Source organism: Roseateles paludis (assembly GCF_039872745.1).
Classification (GTDB): domain Bacteria; phylum Pseudomonadota; class Gammaproteobacteria; order Burkholderiales; family Burkholderiaceae_C; genus Pelomonas; species Pelomonas paludis.
On the sequence record NZ_JBDPZD010000003.1, the window covers coordinates 229,804 to 245,746 of the forward strand.

Here is a 15,943-nt window from a genome sequence, read left to right on the forward strand (position 1 = left end):
GATCCGTTGGTTAAGCGCCACGGCATGCCAAGCCCCACTGGCTTGGTAGCCCAAGAGGCGCTACGCGATCTGGCGGGCCAAAGGACACCGGACCCAGTCAGGCGTAAAAAGCAAAATCGGCCCCGAAGGGCCGATGGCAGAGGGATCGCTAACCTCCCGCTGGCGTTCAGGGTGAGCGCCAGCTTGGAGGGCGATAGGCGGGATCGTCAGAAGCGGTAGCGCGCCCCGATCAGGAAGCGGCGACCGGTCTGGATGACCGACTGCAGCTGCTCGGGTGTGCGGCCGTGTTGACGGATGTAGCCATCGTTCAGGTTGATGAGGTCAGCCTGGATGGTCAGATCCTTGCCGATCTTGTAGCCCACCGACACGTCCACCTGGCCATAGGGCTCGGTGTAGACCGGGTTGCTACCGCCGCCGTCACCCGAGGCGGCCAGGAACTGACCGCGCCAGTTGTAGGCGGCGCGAACGGACCAGGTGCTGTCCTCGTAGAAGCCGACCAAGTTGGCCGAGTTGCTCACGCCGAGCAACGGCGCTTGAGGGCCGGTACTGGTGTTGTCGAACTTGAGGCCTGTCTTCACGTAGGTGTAGTTGCCCGACACCCCAAAGCCGCTGTTGCCGAACATGTGCTGCGCATTCAGCTCCAGGCCCTTGATGTTGTCACCGGCTTGGTTGGTGGGTGTGGTCACCTGAAACACCAAGGCCGGGTCACCGGCGAGGCCGGAGATCGTGCCCTGCTTTTCACCCGTCGCGTTCGTGCCGGTGTAGTTCACGCCCGGCTGGTTCGCAAAGTTGGTGAAGATGTAGTTCCGGATGCACAGCGGTTGGGTATTGCCATTGCAAGCTGCCAAAGCCGTCTTGTAGTAGCCGCCACCGATCGGCGTCGTCAGGCCTGGGAAGGTCATGTTGACGATCTGCGTCCCGATGAAGTTGCTGACCTTCTTGTAGAAGAGGCCGGCAGCCACATAGCTCGACTTGGTGTAGTAGTACTCCAGCGAGAAATCGAGGTTCTTGGACAGCAGTGGCTTCAGGGCGGGGTTGCCGGTGGAGCCGGAGCCGCCGCCGGCATTGGCGTTGCCATTGAGGCTCACGCCACCGAGCAAGGTGTCGAAGCCTGGGCGCCCCAAGTTCTCACCAAAGCTGGCCCGCAACTTCAGGTTCGGCGCGATGTCGGCATCAAAGTCGATGTTGGGCAGCACATAGGAGTACTTGCCCTGACCGGAGCCGAAGGTCGCCGTGCCGGCAGCCAGCGCGATTTCGTTGGACGAGCCCCAGGAGCTCGACACGCGCGGCACCACTTGTGATTGCGCATTCACCTTGGTCGACTCGTAGCGCAGCCCGACCGACACGTTCATCGGGATTTCGGTGTCAAAGGCGTGATCCCACTGCGCATAGGCGGCGGTGGACTTCTCGACCGTGCGCCAATCGTTGCCCGCCGAGAAATCGGTCGTCTGGAAGTACGCCTCGGCTTGCGCCTGGCTCATCGGCGTGAAGCCGTTGGTCGGCGTGCCCTTGGCCATTGCGACCTTGATCGCCTGCGCGCGCAGGTTGTCGAAGTCGGCGTAGTAGAAGCTGGAGTAGAGCCGCGAATCCGCATGGCCAGGGATCTGGCTGTAGAGGCCGCCAAGGCTGGTGGATTTCACCGAGACATTGGTGTAGTCGCCTTGCAAGCCGACGCCGCTCCAGTCATCGTGCTGGTGGTTGCGGTTGGCTCGGCGGTCATTCACCTTGGTGAAGCCCAGGCCGGCCAGCAGCTTGTTCTCCGAGTCAAGCTTGTAGGTGGCCTTGGCTTGCCATTGGTCCACGGCCTGGTTCGAGTAGTTGTTGGTGAACTGCGAACCCGTCAACTGCAGGCGAGACGACATGAATTGCGTGGTCGGCAGCGCCAGGATAGGCAGCTTCTGGTCGTAGTAAGCAATCGCCTGCCCCTGAGAGAACATGCCCAAGTCCATCACGGAGTAGGTGCCGTAGGGGCTGTCCGGCGCCGTGCGAGCGGTGGAGTGGTGGCCATCCAGTTCGAACTTCAGCGCATCGCTGTACTTCCATTCCAGGTTGATGCCGGTGGAGCCGTTCTTGGCCTTCTGCGCGTACTTGCCGGTGTTGACGGCCAGGTCGTGGTCGTTGTTCGGGTACTCGGCGGTCTGGACCAGCGGCGAGGCGACCGGCCCCCCTGTGGTGAAGGTCGTGGGGCCGAACGAGAAGTTGAACCAGCTCGACATCTCGGCCTCTTTGGCCTTGACCGTGTTGGTGGACGCGGTGTGGTCGAGCGTGAACTTCACGTCCTTGGACGGCGCGAACTGCAGAACGGCCTGCGAGTTCAGGCGCTCACGCTGCAGACCCGTGGTGACGTAGCGCAGGTCCACCGACGTCGAGTACAGACCCTTGGGACGATTGGTGATCAGGTTGGCCGGGCTGTTCGGCACGGCACCCCAGTCGCCGTTCTCGGCCGACTGGGTGGCGGCGTTGAAAGTCCGCCAGCCGTTCTGCGTGTAGGCCTTGTTCGACCCCGAATCGCGCTTGGAGTAGCTGGCGCTGAGGGCGATGCCGATGGTGCGGTCTGCAAACGTGTCGCTGTAGATGCCCGATATCTCGGGAGTGGCGCTGCTGCCCTTGAACTCGGCCGGCAGCCGGTTGTTGGAGGCGTCGTAGTTGGCCTTCACACCGATGCTGGCCACACGCTCTTTGCTGTCAAGCGGACGCGCCGTCTTGACGTTGATCGTCGCGCCGATACCGCCCGTGGGCGACGAAGCGCGCGAAGTCTTGAACACCTCCAGGGCCGAGACGGCGTCAGCGGCCAGGTTGGCGAAGTCGAAGGCACGCGAGCCGCTGGCACCGGCGTTCAACTGGTTGATCGGGGCGACCGGCATCTGCCGGCCATTGAGCAGTACCAGGTTGAAGTCAGGGCCGACGCCCCGCACCGTGACGCGATTGCCTTCGCCGGAGGCATTGCGGTCGATCGACACGCCGGCAATGCGCTGCATCGACTCGGCGAGGTTGGTGTCAGGGAACTTGCCGATGTCCTCGGCCACGATGCCATCGACCAGACCAGTAGCAGTCCGCTTCAGGTTCAACGTGGTGTCCAGGGACTTGCGGATGCCGGTCACGACGACGGTGTCGAGCGACTGTGTCGCGTCCTGCGCCTGGGCGGCCAGGGCGCTGCACAGCGCGACTGACGCCAAGGCGACAGGCTTGATGCGGCCGACGGCGTGCCGCGGGGTTCTTTCCAGTTTCATGCGTCTCCTCTCAAAGGGTGTTACGGGTGGAAACCCGAGTTGGTCTTGCCGCCATCGGCGGCAAGGCGAGATGCATGCGAGCAGCGCCTGAAATGCACGCTGCCCCTTTGGTTCTGGCATAGCTCCAGAGCCAAAATGCATACATCCGGAGCCAATCTAGAGGAAGGTCTTAGGGCCTTGATCGGTGTTTCCACCGGCAAAACAACGAATTGAGGGTAGCGCTATCCAAGTGGAAACCCTTGGTAATCGCTGTCGTCTCCGTGAGACATATCTCAAACGATCTTGCTGGCGCAAAAGTGATCTGGATAGCGTTATCCGTAGAAATTTGCGCAACCGTACTAAACAGCGCGTCCCGCAGCTGTTTTGATCCGCCTGGCTCGACGTCGCAGCAATTGCGGCATACCTCGGCCCAAAACAAAAGCGGGCTTGACGTCGTCAAGCCCGCTTTGGGTGTTTGGTGGAGACGAGGAGGATCGAACTCCCGACCTTCGCATTGCGAACGCGACGCTCTCCCAGCTGAGCTACGTCCCCATGGGGCGGGGAGTATAGCCACGGCCTGCGCTGCTATCGTCGCGGCATGGCAGTGAAAGCAAGCGTGGCGTGGCTCGAAGCCCAGTACAACAACCGTGTTCGGGTCACTGACAGCGCGCAGATCCTGCAGCGCTGGGCCGCTGCCTCGGCATTGGTGCGGGAGCGGTCCTCGTGCGTGCTGGATGTGGCCTACGGCCCGGGGCCGCGACAGCGCTTGGACGTGTTCATGCCCACTGCTGGTGGTGGCGATGGCCGGGAGGGCCCGGCGGCCGCCAAGGCACCGGTCCTGGTGGTCATCCCCGGTGGCTACTGGCGGGCGCTGAGCAAGGCCGACTACTCGTTCATGGCGGCGAGCTTTGTCGATGCCGGCGCCTTGGTGGTCATACCCAGCTATGACCTGTGTCCCGCCGTCAGCATCGAGCGCATTGCGCTGCAGATGACCGAGGCCTTGGCCTGGCTGTGGCGCCACGTGGCGGACTACGGGGGCGATCCGCACCGCATCACGCTGCTCGGTCATTCGGCCGGTGGCCATTTGGCCGCCATGCTGAGTTGCTGCGACTGGAAGTTGGTGGGGCGCGACCTGCCTCGGCAGTTGGTGCGGGCGGCGGTGTCGGTGTCTGGGCTGCACGAGCTGGAGCCGCTGCGAAAGCTGCCCTTCCTCCAGAACGACCTGCGGCTGTCGGCCGCGTCAGCCAGGCGTTTGAGCCCCGCCTGCTTCGATGCGCCACCCTCACCCCAGGTGCTGTGGGCCGTGTGTGGCGCGGACGAGAGCGAAGAGTACCGCCGCCAGAACCGGCTGATCCAGCGCGCCTGGGGCCGCCGTGCCGTGCCGGTGTGCGAAGAGCTGCCGGGCTGCAACCACTTCACGGTGATGCATGAGCTGGCCAACCCGCAGGTGGCGTTGCATCAGCGTTTGCTGCGGCTGATGGGCCTGCGCTGGGTGGATGCGCTGCCCTGAGCGGCGCGCACTGCCGCCCTAGACGTGTCCCGCCAGGAAGTACTTGATCACGCCTTTGGCCGCAAAGCCCACGAGGCCGAAGCCCAGCCCCAGCAGCAGGATGAAGGTGCCAAAGCGCCCGGCTTTGGACTCACGCGCCAGCTGCAAGATGATGAAGACCATGTACAGCATGAAGGCGCCGACCCCGAAGGTCAGGCCAAACTGCGCGATCTCGGCTTCGGTATAGCCCCACATGGTCAGTCGCTGCGGTGGCGAACGAGGTCGCGGTAGGCGTGCCAGCTGGCGTGTCCGAGCCAGGGGACGATCACGATCAGGCCGAGCAGCGCCGTCGCCAGCCCCAGCGTGGTCAGGCCCATCAGCAAGGCGGCCCACAAGGCCATGGGGGCTGGGTGCTCCAGCACCACGCGCCAACTGGTCAGCACCGCGCCGTAGACGCCGAGCCGGTCGGCCGGCTGGTCGAGCAAGGCTGGAATGGCCACCACGCTGGACGCGAACACCGGCGCCGCCAGCAGCGCGCCGAGGCCGAGCCAGATCTCGAAGAGCTGGGACTGATCGTTCAGCACCACAAGCCGCAGGAAGTCGCGCGGCGTCACGATGGGCTCGGGCGCAAAGCCTGTGACGAGGGCGGCCGAGCACAGCACCCAGCCGGTGCCGGCAATGGCCAGCAGAAAGCCAAAGACGATCAGCCGCCGGTCACGGGGGTGCCAGGCCAGCCAGACGGTGGAGAGGCCGACCGGCAGGTTGCGGTCGATGTCGCGGCTCAGCGCATACAGGCCGGTGGCCATCACCGGCGCCAGCAGCAAAAAGCCCGAGAAGGCGCCCGACAGCAGCCAGAAGCGGTCATGCGCCAGCACCAGCAGCAGCGCACCAAACACCGCCATGACCAAGCCCTGTGCCAGCGAGGCGACCGGGGCTTGCCAGAGGTCGTGCCAGCCACGCGCCAGCCAGCCCAAGGGGCGCCAGACGGGAACCTGGCGCACGCCAAAGGCCTGGGACTCGCGCAGCGCGCGTTCACTGAAGCGGTTGGGCATGGCTTGGAGTGTGAGGCAGGAGGGGCAGGGGCCGGCTTGAGCCAGCTCAAGCCGGCAGCGACACCGCGTCCAGCAGCTCGCTCTCGATCTGCAGTTGGGTCTTGTTTTGCTGCAGCGCCGGGCCGTCGATCAGGAAGGTGTCTTCCACCCGCTCGCCCAGGGTCGTGATCTTGGCGAGCTGCAGGTTGATGCGGTGGCGCGCCAGCACGCGGGCGATGGCGTAGAGCAGCCCGGCGCGGTCGCTGGTGCTGATGGACAGCAGCCAGGCCGTGGCTTTCTCGTCGGGCCGCAGGCCGATGCGTGTCGTGTAGGGGAAGGACTTGACGCGCCGCGACAGCCGGCCTCGCCGGGGCTCGGGCAGCGGGCCCTCGGCAGCCAGGGCGAGCGCGAGCTGGGTTTCAACCAGGGTCACCAGGTCGCGGTGCAGGCCTTCGGCATCAGGCTGGATGACCTGGAAGGTGTCGAGCGCGAAGCCCTGGCGCGTGGTGTGGACCTTGGCGTCCAGGATGTTGAAGCCGGCGGTGTCGAAGTAACCGCAGATGCGGGCGAAGAGGTCGGGCCTGTCGGGCGAATAGACCAGCACCTGCAGGCCTTCACCCACGGGCGAGGGGCGTGCGCGCACCACGGGCACGGTGGTTTGGACATGGCGCCACAGCGCCCGTGCATGCCAGGCCAGCTCGGCTGCGTCGTGCCGCGCAAAGTAGCTGACGGTCAGCGTCTGCCACAGCGGCGCTTCGGTGCCTGGCAGCATCGCGTGCAGGGCCAGGGCCTGCCGCGCCTCCTGCTTGCGGTTTTCGATCTCGGCGTCCAGGTTCAGCGGGGCGCCGCCCAGCGCGCGGGCGGTGAGGCGGAACAGGTCCTCCAGCAGCTTGCCCTTCCAGGCGTTCCAGACCTTGGGGCTGGTGCCGCGGATGTCGGCCACCGTCAGCAGGTAAAGCGCCGTCAGGTAGCGCACATTGCCCACCACGCCGGCCACGCGGGTGATCACCTCGGGGTCGGAGAGGTCTTCCTTCTGCGCCACGCGCGACAGCGTCAGGTGGTGCTGGACGAGGAAGACGCAGAGCTGGGTGTCTTCGGCGTCCAGGCCATGCTGGCGGCAGAAGCGGCGCACGTCCACGGCTCCCAGGTCGGAGTGGTCGCCCCCGCGGCCCTTGGCCACGTCATGGAAGAGAGCGGCGATGTAGAGCAGATGGGGGGCATCCCACTGCGAGGCGAGCTGAGAGCAGAACGGGTACTCGTGCGCGTGCTCGGGGATGAAGAAGCGCCGCACATTGCGCAGCACCATCAGGATGTGCTGGTCCACGGTGTAGACGTGGAAGAGGTCGTGCTGCATCTGCCCGACGATGGCGCGGAACACCCACAGGTAGCGGCCCAGCACCGAGGTCTGGTTCATCAGCCGCAGCGCATGCGTGTGCCCGCGCTGGGCCTGCAGGATGGCCATGAAGGTGGCGCGGTTGACCGGGTCGTTGCGCCAACGTGCCGTCATCAGCTTGCGGGCGTTGTACAGCGCCCGCAGCGTGCGGGCCGACAGGCCCTTGATGCCCGGTGCCTGCTGGAAGACCAGGAAGGTGCGCAGGATGGCGCTCGGGTCACGCTGGTAGAGGTCGTCGCTCGCCACTTCCAGCATGCCAGCGCGGTCCTCGAACTGCTCGTCGATGCGGTGGATCTGGGCCTGCTGGGCGCCGTTGATGCGCTCCTCCAGGTTCAGCAGCAGGATCTGATGCAACTGGGTCACCGCCTTGGCGGCCCAGTAGTAGCGGCGCATCAGCACCTCGGAGGCGCGCTGTCCGCCGGTGGGCTTGAAGCCAAAGCTGCGCGCCACGGCGTCCTGCAGGTCGAAGACCAGCCGGTCCTCGCGCCGGCCCGCCACCGCGTGCAGCCGCGCGCGGATGAGGGCCAACTGCCCCTCGTTGCGCTTGAGCTGCTGGCTCTCGAAGGGGGTGATCAGCCCGCGCTGGCTGAGTTCCTTCCAGGTCTTGCCCAGGCCCGCCGCGCGCGCCAGCCAGATCAGCAGCTGCAGGTCGCGCAGGCCGCCGGGGCTCTCCTTGCAGTTGGGCTCCAGCGCATAGGGCGTGTCGTCGAACTTGGTGTGGCGCTGCACGGCCTCCAGCGTCTTGGCGCGTAGAAAGGCCTTGGGGTCCATGGCCTCCGCCAGGTGCTTGACGAGGCGGCGGAACAGGCGGGCATCACCCGTCAGGCTGCGGGCTTCGAGCAGGGCGGTCTGGATGGTGACGTCGCCGGCTGCCTCACTCACGCACTCGGGCACGGTGCGCACCGAGGAGCCGATCTCCAGGCCCACATCCCAGCAGGTGGTGATGAAGCGCTCCACCGCGTCACGCACGGGGCCTGGCTGCATTGAATCGATGCCGTCGGGCAGCAGCACCAGCACGTCCACATCGGAGTGCGGGAACAGCTCGCCGCGTCCATAGCCACCGACGGCCGCCAAGCAGGCTCCGGCGGGCAAGCCCGACTCGGCCCAGACCAGGCGCAGCGTGTCGTCGACATGGCGCGCCAGGGTGCGCAGCAGGCGGCTGCTGGTTGTGGTGGTCGGGCGTGCCTCTAGGAAGGCGTCGATCAGGGCCTGCTTGCCCTGCTTGAACTGGCGCCGCAGCTCGACGATGGGCGTGGTCGCCACGTTCAGGCGCCGGTGGCGGCGCTGGTGCTGGTGATGAAGGCCGGCGGCGGCGGGCTGCCGGCCGAGACGGTCAGCACCTCGTAGCCGGTGTCGGTCACGAGGATGGTGTGCTCCCACTGGGCGGAGAGTGAGCGGTCCTTGGTGACGATGGTCCAGCCGTCGCCCAGCTCCTTGATCTCGCGCCGGCCGGCGTTGATCATGGGCTCGATGGTGAAGGTCATGCCCGGCACCAGCTCATCCAGTGTGCCCGGGCGGCCGTAGTGCAGCACCTGGGGTTCTTCGTGGAAGACCTGGCCGATGCCGTGGCCGCAGTACTCGCGCACGATGGAGAAGCCGGCGTTCTCGGCAAAGGTCTGGATGGCGTGGCCGATGTCGCCGAGGCGTGCACCGGGCTTGACCTTGGCGATGCCCTTCCACATGGCCTCGTAGGTGAGGTTGCACAGGCGCTTGGCAGCGATGGACGCGTCCCCCACGATGAACATGCGGCTGGTGTCGCCGTGCCAACCGTCTTTGATCACGGTGACGTCGATGTTGACGATGTCGCCGTTCTTGAGCGCCTTGTCGTTTGGGATGCCGTGGCAGACCTGGTTGTTCACCGAGGTGCAGACCGACTTGGGGTAGGGCGTGTAGCCGGGCGGGCAGTAGTTCAGCGGCGCCGGGATGGCTTTCTGCACGTTCACGATGTGGTCGTGCGCGATGCGGTCCAGCTCATTGGTGGTGATGCCCGGCTTGACGTGGGCGGTCAGCAGGTCGAGCACTTCGGACGCCAGGCGCCCGGCGATGCGCATGCCTTCAACGTCGGCAGCAGTCTTGATGGTGATGGCCATCGGGGGATTATCGGTGTCCCTAGTCCGCCCAGTGCACTACGCCCGTCCATGCCGTGACGAGCACCACCACGCCAAAGGCAATGCGGTACCAGGCAAAGGGCGTGAAGGTGTGCGTGGCCACGTAGCGCAGCAGCCAGCGCACGCAGATCCAGGCCGACAGGAAGCTGAACAGCAAGCCCACGGCAAAGACCGGCGTGTCGGCCGCCGCCAGCAGGGCGCGCTCCTTGTAGAGGCTGTAGACGCCCGCGCCGATCAGCGTCGGGATGGCCAGGAAGAAGGAAAAGTCCGTCGCCGCCTTGCGCGACAGGCCGAGGAACATGCCGCCGATGATGGTCGCCCCCGAGCGGCTGGTGCCGGGAATCATGGCCAGGCACTGGATCAGGCCGACCTTGAGCGCGTCCATTGGCGTCATGTCGTCCACGCTCTCGATGCGGGCCACGCTCTGGCGCCGCTCGGCCCACAGGATGATGAAGCCCCCCACGATGAAGGCGCTGGCCACCACCACCGGCGTGAACAGATGCGCCTTGATCGCCTTGCCGAACAGCAGGCCCAGCACCACCGCTGGCAGGAAGCCCACCGCCACATTGATGACAAAGCGCCGCGCCTGCGGCTCGCTGGGCAGGCCCTGGGCCACGGCCTTGAGGCGCTGGGCATAGACCAGGATGACGGCCAGGATGGCGCCGGTCTGGATGGCGATGTCGAACACCTTGCCCTTGGCGTCGTCCATGCCCAGCAGGCTGCCGGCCAGGATCAGGTGGCCGGTGGAGGAGATGGGCAGGAACTCGGTCAGGCCTTCAACGATCCCCATGATCGCGGCCTTGAGCAGCAGAATGACGTCCACAGCAGGCACCGGGCCCTGGCCCGGGAAAGGTGTGCAAAAGGGCGCGCAGTGTAGAGCGCGACCCCTGCTCAGCATGTCGCCTGCCTTGCTGCCCGCCGGGGTGGCGGCATACATTAGTGACCAGTCGGTCACTAAGCCATGTCTCGCCCCCCAGTCTCCCCATCACCGACGCGCCAGCGCCGCAAGGAAGAACGCCCCCAGGAGCTGCTCCAGGCCGCGCTGGAGCTGTTCGTGGACCGGGGCTTTTCAGCCACCCGCAGCGAGGAGGTCGCGCAGCGCGCCGGCGTGGCCAAGGGCACGCTCTACCGCTACTTCCCCAGCAAGGAAGAGCTCTTCAAGGCCGTGGTGCGCGAGCACCTGGTGGCCCGGCTGGCCGACTTTGCCGCTGCCGCCGCCCAGTACCAGGGCCGTGTGCAGGACCTGCTGCGCCACATGATGCAGACCTGGTGGGCCAGCGTGGGGCAGGGCACTGCCGGCGGCATCACCAAGGTGATGCTGGTGGAGGCGCGCAATTTCCCGGAGCTGGCGCAGTTTTATGTGGACGAAGTCATCCAGCCCACGCACGAGCTGATCGGCCGCCTGGTTCAGCAGGGCATAGCCCGGGGCGAGTTCCGGCCCGTGCCGATTGCTGCCACCGTGCACGTGCTCATTTCGCCGCTGCTGCAGATGATGCTGCAGGAGCATTCCTTCGGCGCCTGCGGCCAGCGGCCCTCGGGCGTGGGCGCCCCCGAGATGCTCGACGCCCAGATGTCCTTGCTGCTGTGCGGCCTGCTGGCCGAGCCGGCCTCTAAAATTTGACGATTTCCCGCATTGATGCCTGCCGTAGAGCAGCCCCTAGGAGCACCCCATGACCGTCGAAAAAGCCCGCTTCAACATGATCGAGCAGCAGATCCGCCCCTGGAACGTGCTGAACCTGGGCGTGCTCGAACTGCTCACCATCGTCCACCGTGAGGATTTCGTCCCCGCAGCGCTGCGCGCCCAGGCCTTTGTGGACACCGAGCTGCCGCTGGGCAATGGCCGCCGCATGCTGGCGCCGCGCGTTGAGGCCCGCATGCTGCAGGAGCTCAAGCTGACGCGCCAGGACCGCGTGCTCGAGATCGGCGCCGCCACCGGCCACCTCGCCGCGCTGATGGCGCATCAGGCCGAGCAAGTGTTCGCCGTCGAGCCCGACGCCGGTCTGGCCGACGCCGCCAAGGCCAATTTGCGCAAGGCCGGGGTGCAGAACGTCCGCGTGCTGCAGCAGGGCGGCGCCAGCGGCCTGGCAGCCGAAGCTCCGTTCGACGCCATCGTGCTGTCGGGGTCCGTGGCCGAGGTGCCGGCTGGCTTGCTCGCCCAGTTGCGCGTCGGCACTGGCCGTTTGATCGCCATCGTCGGCGACGACCCGGTCATGCAGGCGCAGCTCATCACCCGCGTCGGCCCTGACGACTACCGCAGCCTCACCCTGTTTGAAACCTCGGCCGCACGGCTGCCTGGCTTTGCCGAGTTGCCGTCCTTCGCTTTCTGAGAACACCCCAGGCCTGCCGCTGGTCGCCGCATACCGCAGCTCGTCGCATGCCTTCTTTCATCCACGCGCGGCGGCACTCACAATCCGGCGCAGTTCACCCAACCCCGAGGATTTCATGCCCATGTCGCTCCGTCTGACCCCCTTGGCCCTGGTCATCGGTCTTGCCACCTGGGGGTCTGCCCAGGCCCAGAGCCTGCAAGAGCTGTACGACGCGGCCCGGGCCTATGACGCGACCTACCTCAGCGCGCGTGCCAGCGCTGAAGCAGCCGGGGCCCGCATCGGCCAGGCGGAAGCCGCGCTGCGCCCCTCGCTGGGCCTCAACGCCTCGGCCACCCAGGCCCGCACCGAGACGCCGTCCAACACCAATATCAACGCCCGCACCTTGGCCACCGGCCTGCAGGGCAAGTATTCGGTCTACAACGCTGCCAACCCGCTCAATCTCGACCGCGCCCGCCGCGCCAACGTGGCCGCCCAGTCCGACCTGGAGTCGGCCGAGCAGGACCTGATGGTTCGGCTCTCGTCCGCCTACTTCGACGTGCTGGCCGCGCAGGACGCGCTGGCCACCGCCCAAGCCAGCAAGAAGTTCATCTCCGAGCAACTGGCCTCGGCCAAGCGCAATTTCGAGGTGGGCACCGCCACCATCACCGACACCCGCGAAGCCCAGGCCCGCTACGACATCGCCAGCGCCCAGGAGATCGCCGCCGACAACGACCTGCGCGTCAAGCGCACGGCGCTGGACCTGCTGGTCGGCCGCGTCGGCGTCGAGCCCAAGCCGCTGGCCACGCCGGTGGCGCTGCCCGCGCTGGCCTCCGACCGCATCGACACCTGGCTGGCCACCGCCGAGGAGCAGCACCCTGCCATCCGCAAGGCACGCGTGGGCCTTGAGGTCGCACAGCTCGATACCCAGATCGCCAAGGCTGGCGAGAAGCCGACGCTCGATGCCACCGCCGGCCTCGGCGCGCAGAACCTGCACAACAACCTCTCCGGTCTGGCCGCCGCGTCCTCGGGCGTGGGCACGACCAAGAACGCCAGCATCGGCCTCAGCTTCACCTACCCGATCTTCACCGGCGGCTACACCCAGAGCCGCATCAAGGAGACCCTGATCCTGGAAGAGCGTGCCCGCAACGACCTGGAGTTCGCGCGCCGCAGCGTGGCCCAGGCAACGCGCCAGACCTTCTCCTTCAGCCAGTCGCTGCGCGCCCAGGCCCAGGCCCTGGAGGCCGCCGAGTCGTCCAGCAAGTTGGCCCTCGAAGCCACGCAGCTGGGCTACAAGGTCGGCGTGCGCGTCAACCTCGACGTGCTCAACGCCCAGGCCCAGCTCTTCAGCACCCAGCGCGACCTGGCCAAGGCGCGCTACGACAGCATCGTCATGGGCCTCAAGCTGCGCCAGGCCTCGGGCCAACTGCGCGCCGAAGACATCTATGCCGTGAGCGGGCTGCTGGCCAAGTAAAGCGCCTCACTGTTGGACAAGCCCCGCTATCGCGGGGCTTTTTCATGTCCGCCCGACGCGAGAATCGCGCCCATGTTGCTGCTGCTGTCGCCCGCCAAATCGCTCGACTTCGAGCGCCCCGTGCCGCCCGAGCTGGCCGATGAACTCACCCGCCCGCAGTTCGTCAGCCGATCCAACGAGCTGATCGAGCTGCTGCGCGAGAAGACGGTGCCCGAGATCCAGGCGCTGATGGACCTCTCCGAGCCCCTGGCCCAGCTCAATGCCGAGCGCTATGCCGCCTGGCGGCCGCGCTTCACACCCCACAACGCGCGGCCGGCCGTGTTGGCCTTTGATGGCGATGTGTACGGCGGCCTCGATGCCGCTAGCCTTGCGCCTGACGACCTGCGCTGGGCACAAAGCCATGTGCTGATGCTCTCCGGCCTCTACGGCGTGCTGCGGCCGCTGGACCGCATGCAGGCCTACCGCCTGGAGATGGGCACGCGCTTGCCCAATGCGCGGGGCGAGAGCCTCTATGCCTACTGGGGCGACGACCTGGCCCGACACGTCACGCGCCGTGCCCGCGAGACCGAGACGCCCGTCGTCGTCAACCTCGCCTCGCAGGAGTACTTCCACGCCGTTGATCGCCCGGCGCTCAAGCTGCCCGTCATCGAATGCCAGTTCGAGGACTGGAAGGACGGGCGCTACAAGATCATCAGCTTCTTCGCCAAGCGTGCGCGTGGCCTGATGGCGCGGTTTGCGATTGAACAGCGCGTGACCGAGCCCGAGGCGCTCAAGGCCTTCGCGGCCGAAGGCTATGCTTTCGAGCCGTCGGTTTCTTCGGCAACGCAGTGGGTTTTTCGACGTCGCACTTGAGCCTCATGAGTCAACAGATCATCACCCCCGAACTCTGCGACTGGATCACCGAGCAGTCGCGCGCCGGCCACCCCTCCGAGGCCATTCTTGGGGCCATGGTGGGCAGTGGCTGGGATGCCACGGTGGCGCGCGAGGCCCTGGCGCGCATGCTGGGCGGCGCGCCGGCTGCGGTCGTGCCCGTGCCGCCGACCTCGTCGGCGTCCAACGGCTACACCCCCGGCCTGCCCGAGCCCGACCTGGTCGGCCGCCCCAGTGAGATCGACGCGGGCGACCGCAAGGTCAAGATCGCGCTCAGCCTGCGCGAGCCGCGCGTGGTGGTGTTCCAAGGGCTGATGTCCGACGCCGAATGCGACGGCATCATCGAGGCCGCCACCAAGCGCCTGGCCCGCTCCGAGACCGTTGCCACCAGCGCCGAGGGCAGCGAGGTCAACGCCGCGCGCACCAGCGACGGCATGTTCTTCGAGCGCTGCGAGAGCGAGCTGATCCGCCGCGTCGAGGCCCGCATCGCCGCACTGCTGCGCTGGCCGCTGGACCACGGCGAGGGCTTGCAGGTGCTGCGCTACCGCCCGGGCGCCGAGTACCAGCCGCACTACGACTACTTCGACCCCAACCACGCCGCCACCGCCAGCATCCTCAAGCGCGGCGGCCAGCGCGTGGGCACCTTGGTCATGTACCTCAACCATGTTGAAGCGGGTGGCGCCACCATCTTCCCGGACATCGGCCTCGACGTGATGCCCGTGAAGGGCAATGCCGTCTTCTTCAGCTACGACCGACCCCACCCCAGCACCCAGACCCTGCATGGCGGCGCGCCCGTGATCGCAGGTGAGAAGTGGATTGCCACCAAGTGGCTGCGGCAGGGCGTTTTTAACTGATCAGGGTGGCTGAACACTTAGCGCGCGGGCCACTGCCAAGGTGGTGTGTCGGCCCAGTCCAGCTCGGGCAGCTGAGTTTCACCGCAAGACTTTTCTAGTCGCCAGGTGCGGCAGTCTTCATGCGATTCGAGCGCGGCCACCAGGCGCATGGCATGGGAGACCACGATGACCTGAGTCTGGGCGCTGGCACGCAGAATCAGCCGGCCTAGCGCTGGCAGCAGGTCGGGGTGGAGGCTGTTCTCAGGCTCGTTCAAGGCCATCAGTTCAGGCGGTCGCGGGCTGAGCAACGCGGTCAGCAGCATGAGGTAGCGAAGCGTGCCGTCACTCAGTTCGGCGGCATCCAGCGCGCGCAGCAGACCGTGCTGACGCATCGCGAGCCGAAAGCCGCTGGCGTCTCTCGTCACCAACACCTGTGCGCCCGGGAATGCATCCTCCAGCGCTTCATGCAGCGCCTCGGCGTCGCCGATTTCGACGATGGTCTGCCAGGCGGCAGCCAGATCAGCGCCATCGCCCGCCAGGACAGGCGTGAAGCTGCCTGGCCGGGCCCTTCGGGCCGGGGCATCGGAGTCGGTGCGCAGGCTATCGTAGAAGCGCCAGCCCCGCAGCCGCTCGCGCAAGCGTAAGGTCTCGGGCGCCAATGCTGGGTCGGCAAACTGCGAGAGCATGCTGTCGAAGGGCGTCAAAGGCGCATCCACCACACGCCAACTGCGCCCCTCGCGCACCTTGAGCAGCGCGCCTTGACGCTCGACCAGCGCAGCGGCTGGCCGATACACCGGCCCGGCCCAGACGGCCTCTCGCTTGATGTGCGGGTCTTGGCCGAAGAGCGTGGGCGGAGGCGGACGGCCCTGGGCTGGCAGCCCCAGCTCGACTGCATAGCTGAGATCGTCCGAAGCGATGCCGAGCTTGAGCGCGATCGGCTCCTTGCGGGTCACACCTTCTATGGGTACTTCGCCGGCACGCATGGCGCGCGAAATGGTTTCGGGGCCCGCCCAGAGTGCAGAGCTGAATCCACCCTCCATTGCCAGTGACGGCAGCATGCGGTTAAGCGCAGCGTCCGACAGCAGGCGTAGAGCGCGATAAAGGCTCGACTTGCCGCTCCCATTCGTGCCGGTGATGACCGTCAGAGGCCCGAGCGACAGGCGCAGCTCGCGCAGCGAGCGGTAGTTGGCGACGCATAGCGTGGTGAGCATGGTGGCAGAGTGTCGAGGGTGG

Annotated in this window: 13 protein-coding genes and 1 tRNA gene; 6 read left to right on the forward strand and 8 right to left on the reverse strand. The window is 66.7% G+C overall.

Annotated features, from left to right (window positions below):
- Positions 1–206: 206 nt before the first annotated feature.
- Positions 207–3,230 (reverse strand): TonB-dependent receptor, encoded by a 3,024-nt coding sequence (locus ABDJ85_RS12295; protein WP_347705073.1) that lies wholly within the window; start codon positions 3,228–3,230, stop codon positions 207–209.
- Positions 3,231–3,685: 455 nt separating this feature from the next.
- Positions 3,686–3,761 (reverse strand) — tRNA-Ala (locus ABDJ85_RS12300).
- Positions 3,762–3,807: 46 nt separating this feature from the next.
- Here ABDJ85_RS12300 and ABDJ85_RS12305 point away from each other — a divergent pair.
- Positions 3,808–4,719 (forward strand): alpha/beta hydrolase, encoded by a 912-nt coding sequence (locus ABDJ85_RS12305; RefSeq protein ID WP_347705074.1) that lies wholly within the window; start codon positions 3,808–3,810, stop codon positions 4,717–4,719.
- An 18-nt stretch (positions 4,720–4,737) separates the two neighbouring features.
- On the opposite strand, the gene ABDJ85_RS12310 is transcribed toward ABDJ85_RS12305, so the two are convergent.
- From ABDJ85_RS12310 to ABDJ85_RS12330, 5 genes are read right to left on the reverse strand one after another with little or no spacing between them, the layout of a single operon-like run.
- Positions 4,738–4,953 (reverse strand): DUF2788 domain-containing protein, encoded by a 216-nt coding sequence (locus tag ABDJ85_RS12310; protein WP_347705075.1) that lies wholly within the window; start codon positions 4,951–4,953, stop codon positions 4,738–4,740.
- Positions 4,954–4,955: 2 nt separating this feature from the next.
- Positions 4,956–5,750 (reverse strand): DUF2189 domain-containing protein, encoded by a 795-nt coding sequence (locus tag ABDJ85_RS12315; RefSeq protein ID WP_347705076.1) that lies wholly within the window; start codon positions 5,748–5,750, stop codon positions 4,956–4,958.
- A 46-nt stretch (positions 5,751–5,796) separates the two neighbouring features.
- On the reverse strand, positions 5,797–8,385 hold the full coding sequence (locus ABDJ85_RS12320; protein WP_347705077.1) for a [protein-PII] uridylyltransferase: 2,589 nt from the start codon (positions 8,383–8,385) through the stop codon (positions 5,797–5,799).
- Positions 8,386–8,387: 2 nt separating this feature from the next.
- Positions 8,388–9,212 (reverse strand): type I methionyl aminopeptidase, encoded by an 825-nt coding sequence (gene map, locus ABDJ85_RS12325; RefSeq protein ID WP_347705078.1) that lies wholly within the window; start codon positions 9,210–9,212, stop codon positions 8,388–8,390.
- 19 nt (positions 9,213–9,231) lie between these two features.
- Positions 9,232–10,053, reverse strand: coding sequence for an undecaprenyl-diphosphate phosphatase (locus ABDJ85_RS12330; protein WP_347705079.1), 822 nt, complete (start codon positions 10,051–10,053; stop codon positions 9,232–9,234).
- A 138-nt stretch (positions 10,054–10,191) separates the two neighbouring features.
- On the opposite strand from ABDJ85_RS12330, the gene ABDJ85_RS12335 reads away from it, so the two are divergent.
- The 5 genes from ABDJ85_RS12335 (at position 10,192) to ABDJ85_RS12355 (ending at position 14,731) form a co-directional block, all read left to right on the forward strand.
- Positions 10,192–10,851: a TetR/AcrR family transcriptional regulator gene (locus ABDJ85_RS12335; RefSeq protein WP_347705080.1), complete on the forward strand. Its 660-nt coding sequence runs from the start codon at positions 10,192–10,194 to the stop codon at positions 10,849–10,851.
- Between the two features lie 49 nt (positions 10,852–10,900).
- Positions 10,901–11,557, forward strand: a complete 657-nt coding sequence (locus ABDJ85_RS12340) for a protein-L-isoaspartate O-methyltransferase family protein (RefSeq protein WP_347705081.1) — start codon at positions 10,901–10,903, stop codon at positions 11,555–11,557.
- 121 nt (positions 11,558–11,678) lie between these two features.
- Positions 11,679–13,007 carry a TolC family outer membrane protein gene (locus ABDJ85_RS12345; RefSeq protein WP_347705082.1) on the forward strand — a complete coding sequence of 443 codons (1,329 nt, stop codon included), beginning with the start codon at positions 11,679–11,681 and terminating at the stop codon, positions 13,005–13,007.
- Positions 13,008–13,079: 72 nt separating this feature from the next.
- Positions 13,080–13,859 carry a peroxide stress protein YaaA gene (gene yaaA, locus ABDJ85_RS12350; protein ID WP_347705083.1) on the forward strand — a complete coding sequence of 260 codons (780 nt, stop codon included), beginning with the start codon at positions 13,080–13,082 and terminating at the stop codon, positions 13,857–13,859.
- 5 nt (positions 13,860–13,864) lie between these two features.
- Positions 13,865–14,731, forward strand: a complete 867-nt coding sequence (locus tag ABDJ85_RS12355; protein ID WP_347705084.1) for a 2OG-Fe(II) oxygenase — start codon at positions 13,865–13,867, stop codon at positions 14,729–14,731.
- Between the two features lie 17 nt (positions 14,732–14,748).
- On the opposite strand, the gene ABDJ85_RS12360 is transcribed toward ABDJ85_RS12355, so the two are convergent.
- Positions 14,749–15,921, reverse strand: coding sequence for an AAA family ATPase (locus ABDJ85_RS12360; protein ID WP_347705085.1), 1,173 nt, complete (start codon positions 15,919–15,921; stop codon positions 14,749–14,751).
- Positions 15,922–15,943: the final 22 nt, after the last annotated feature.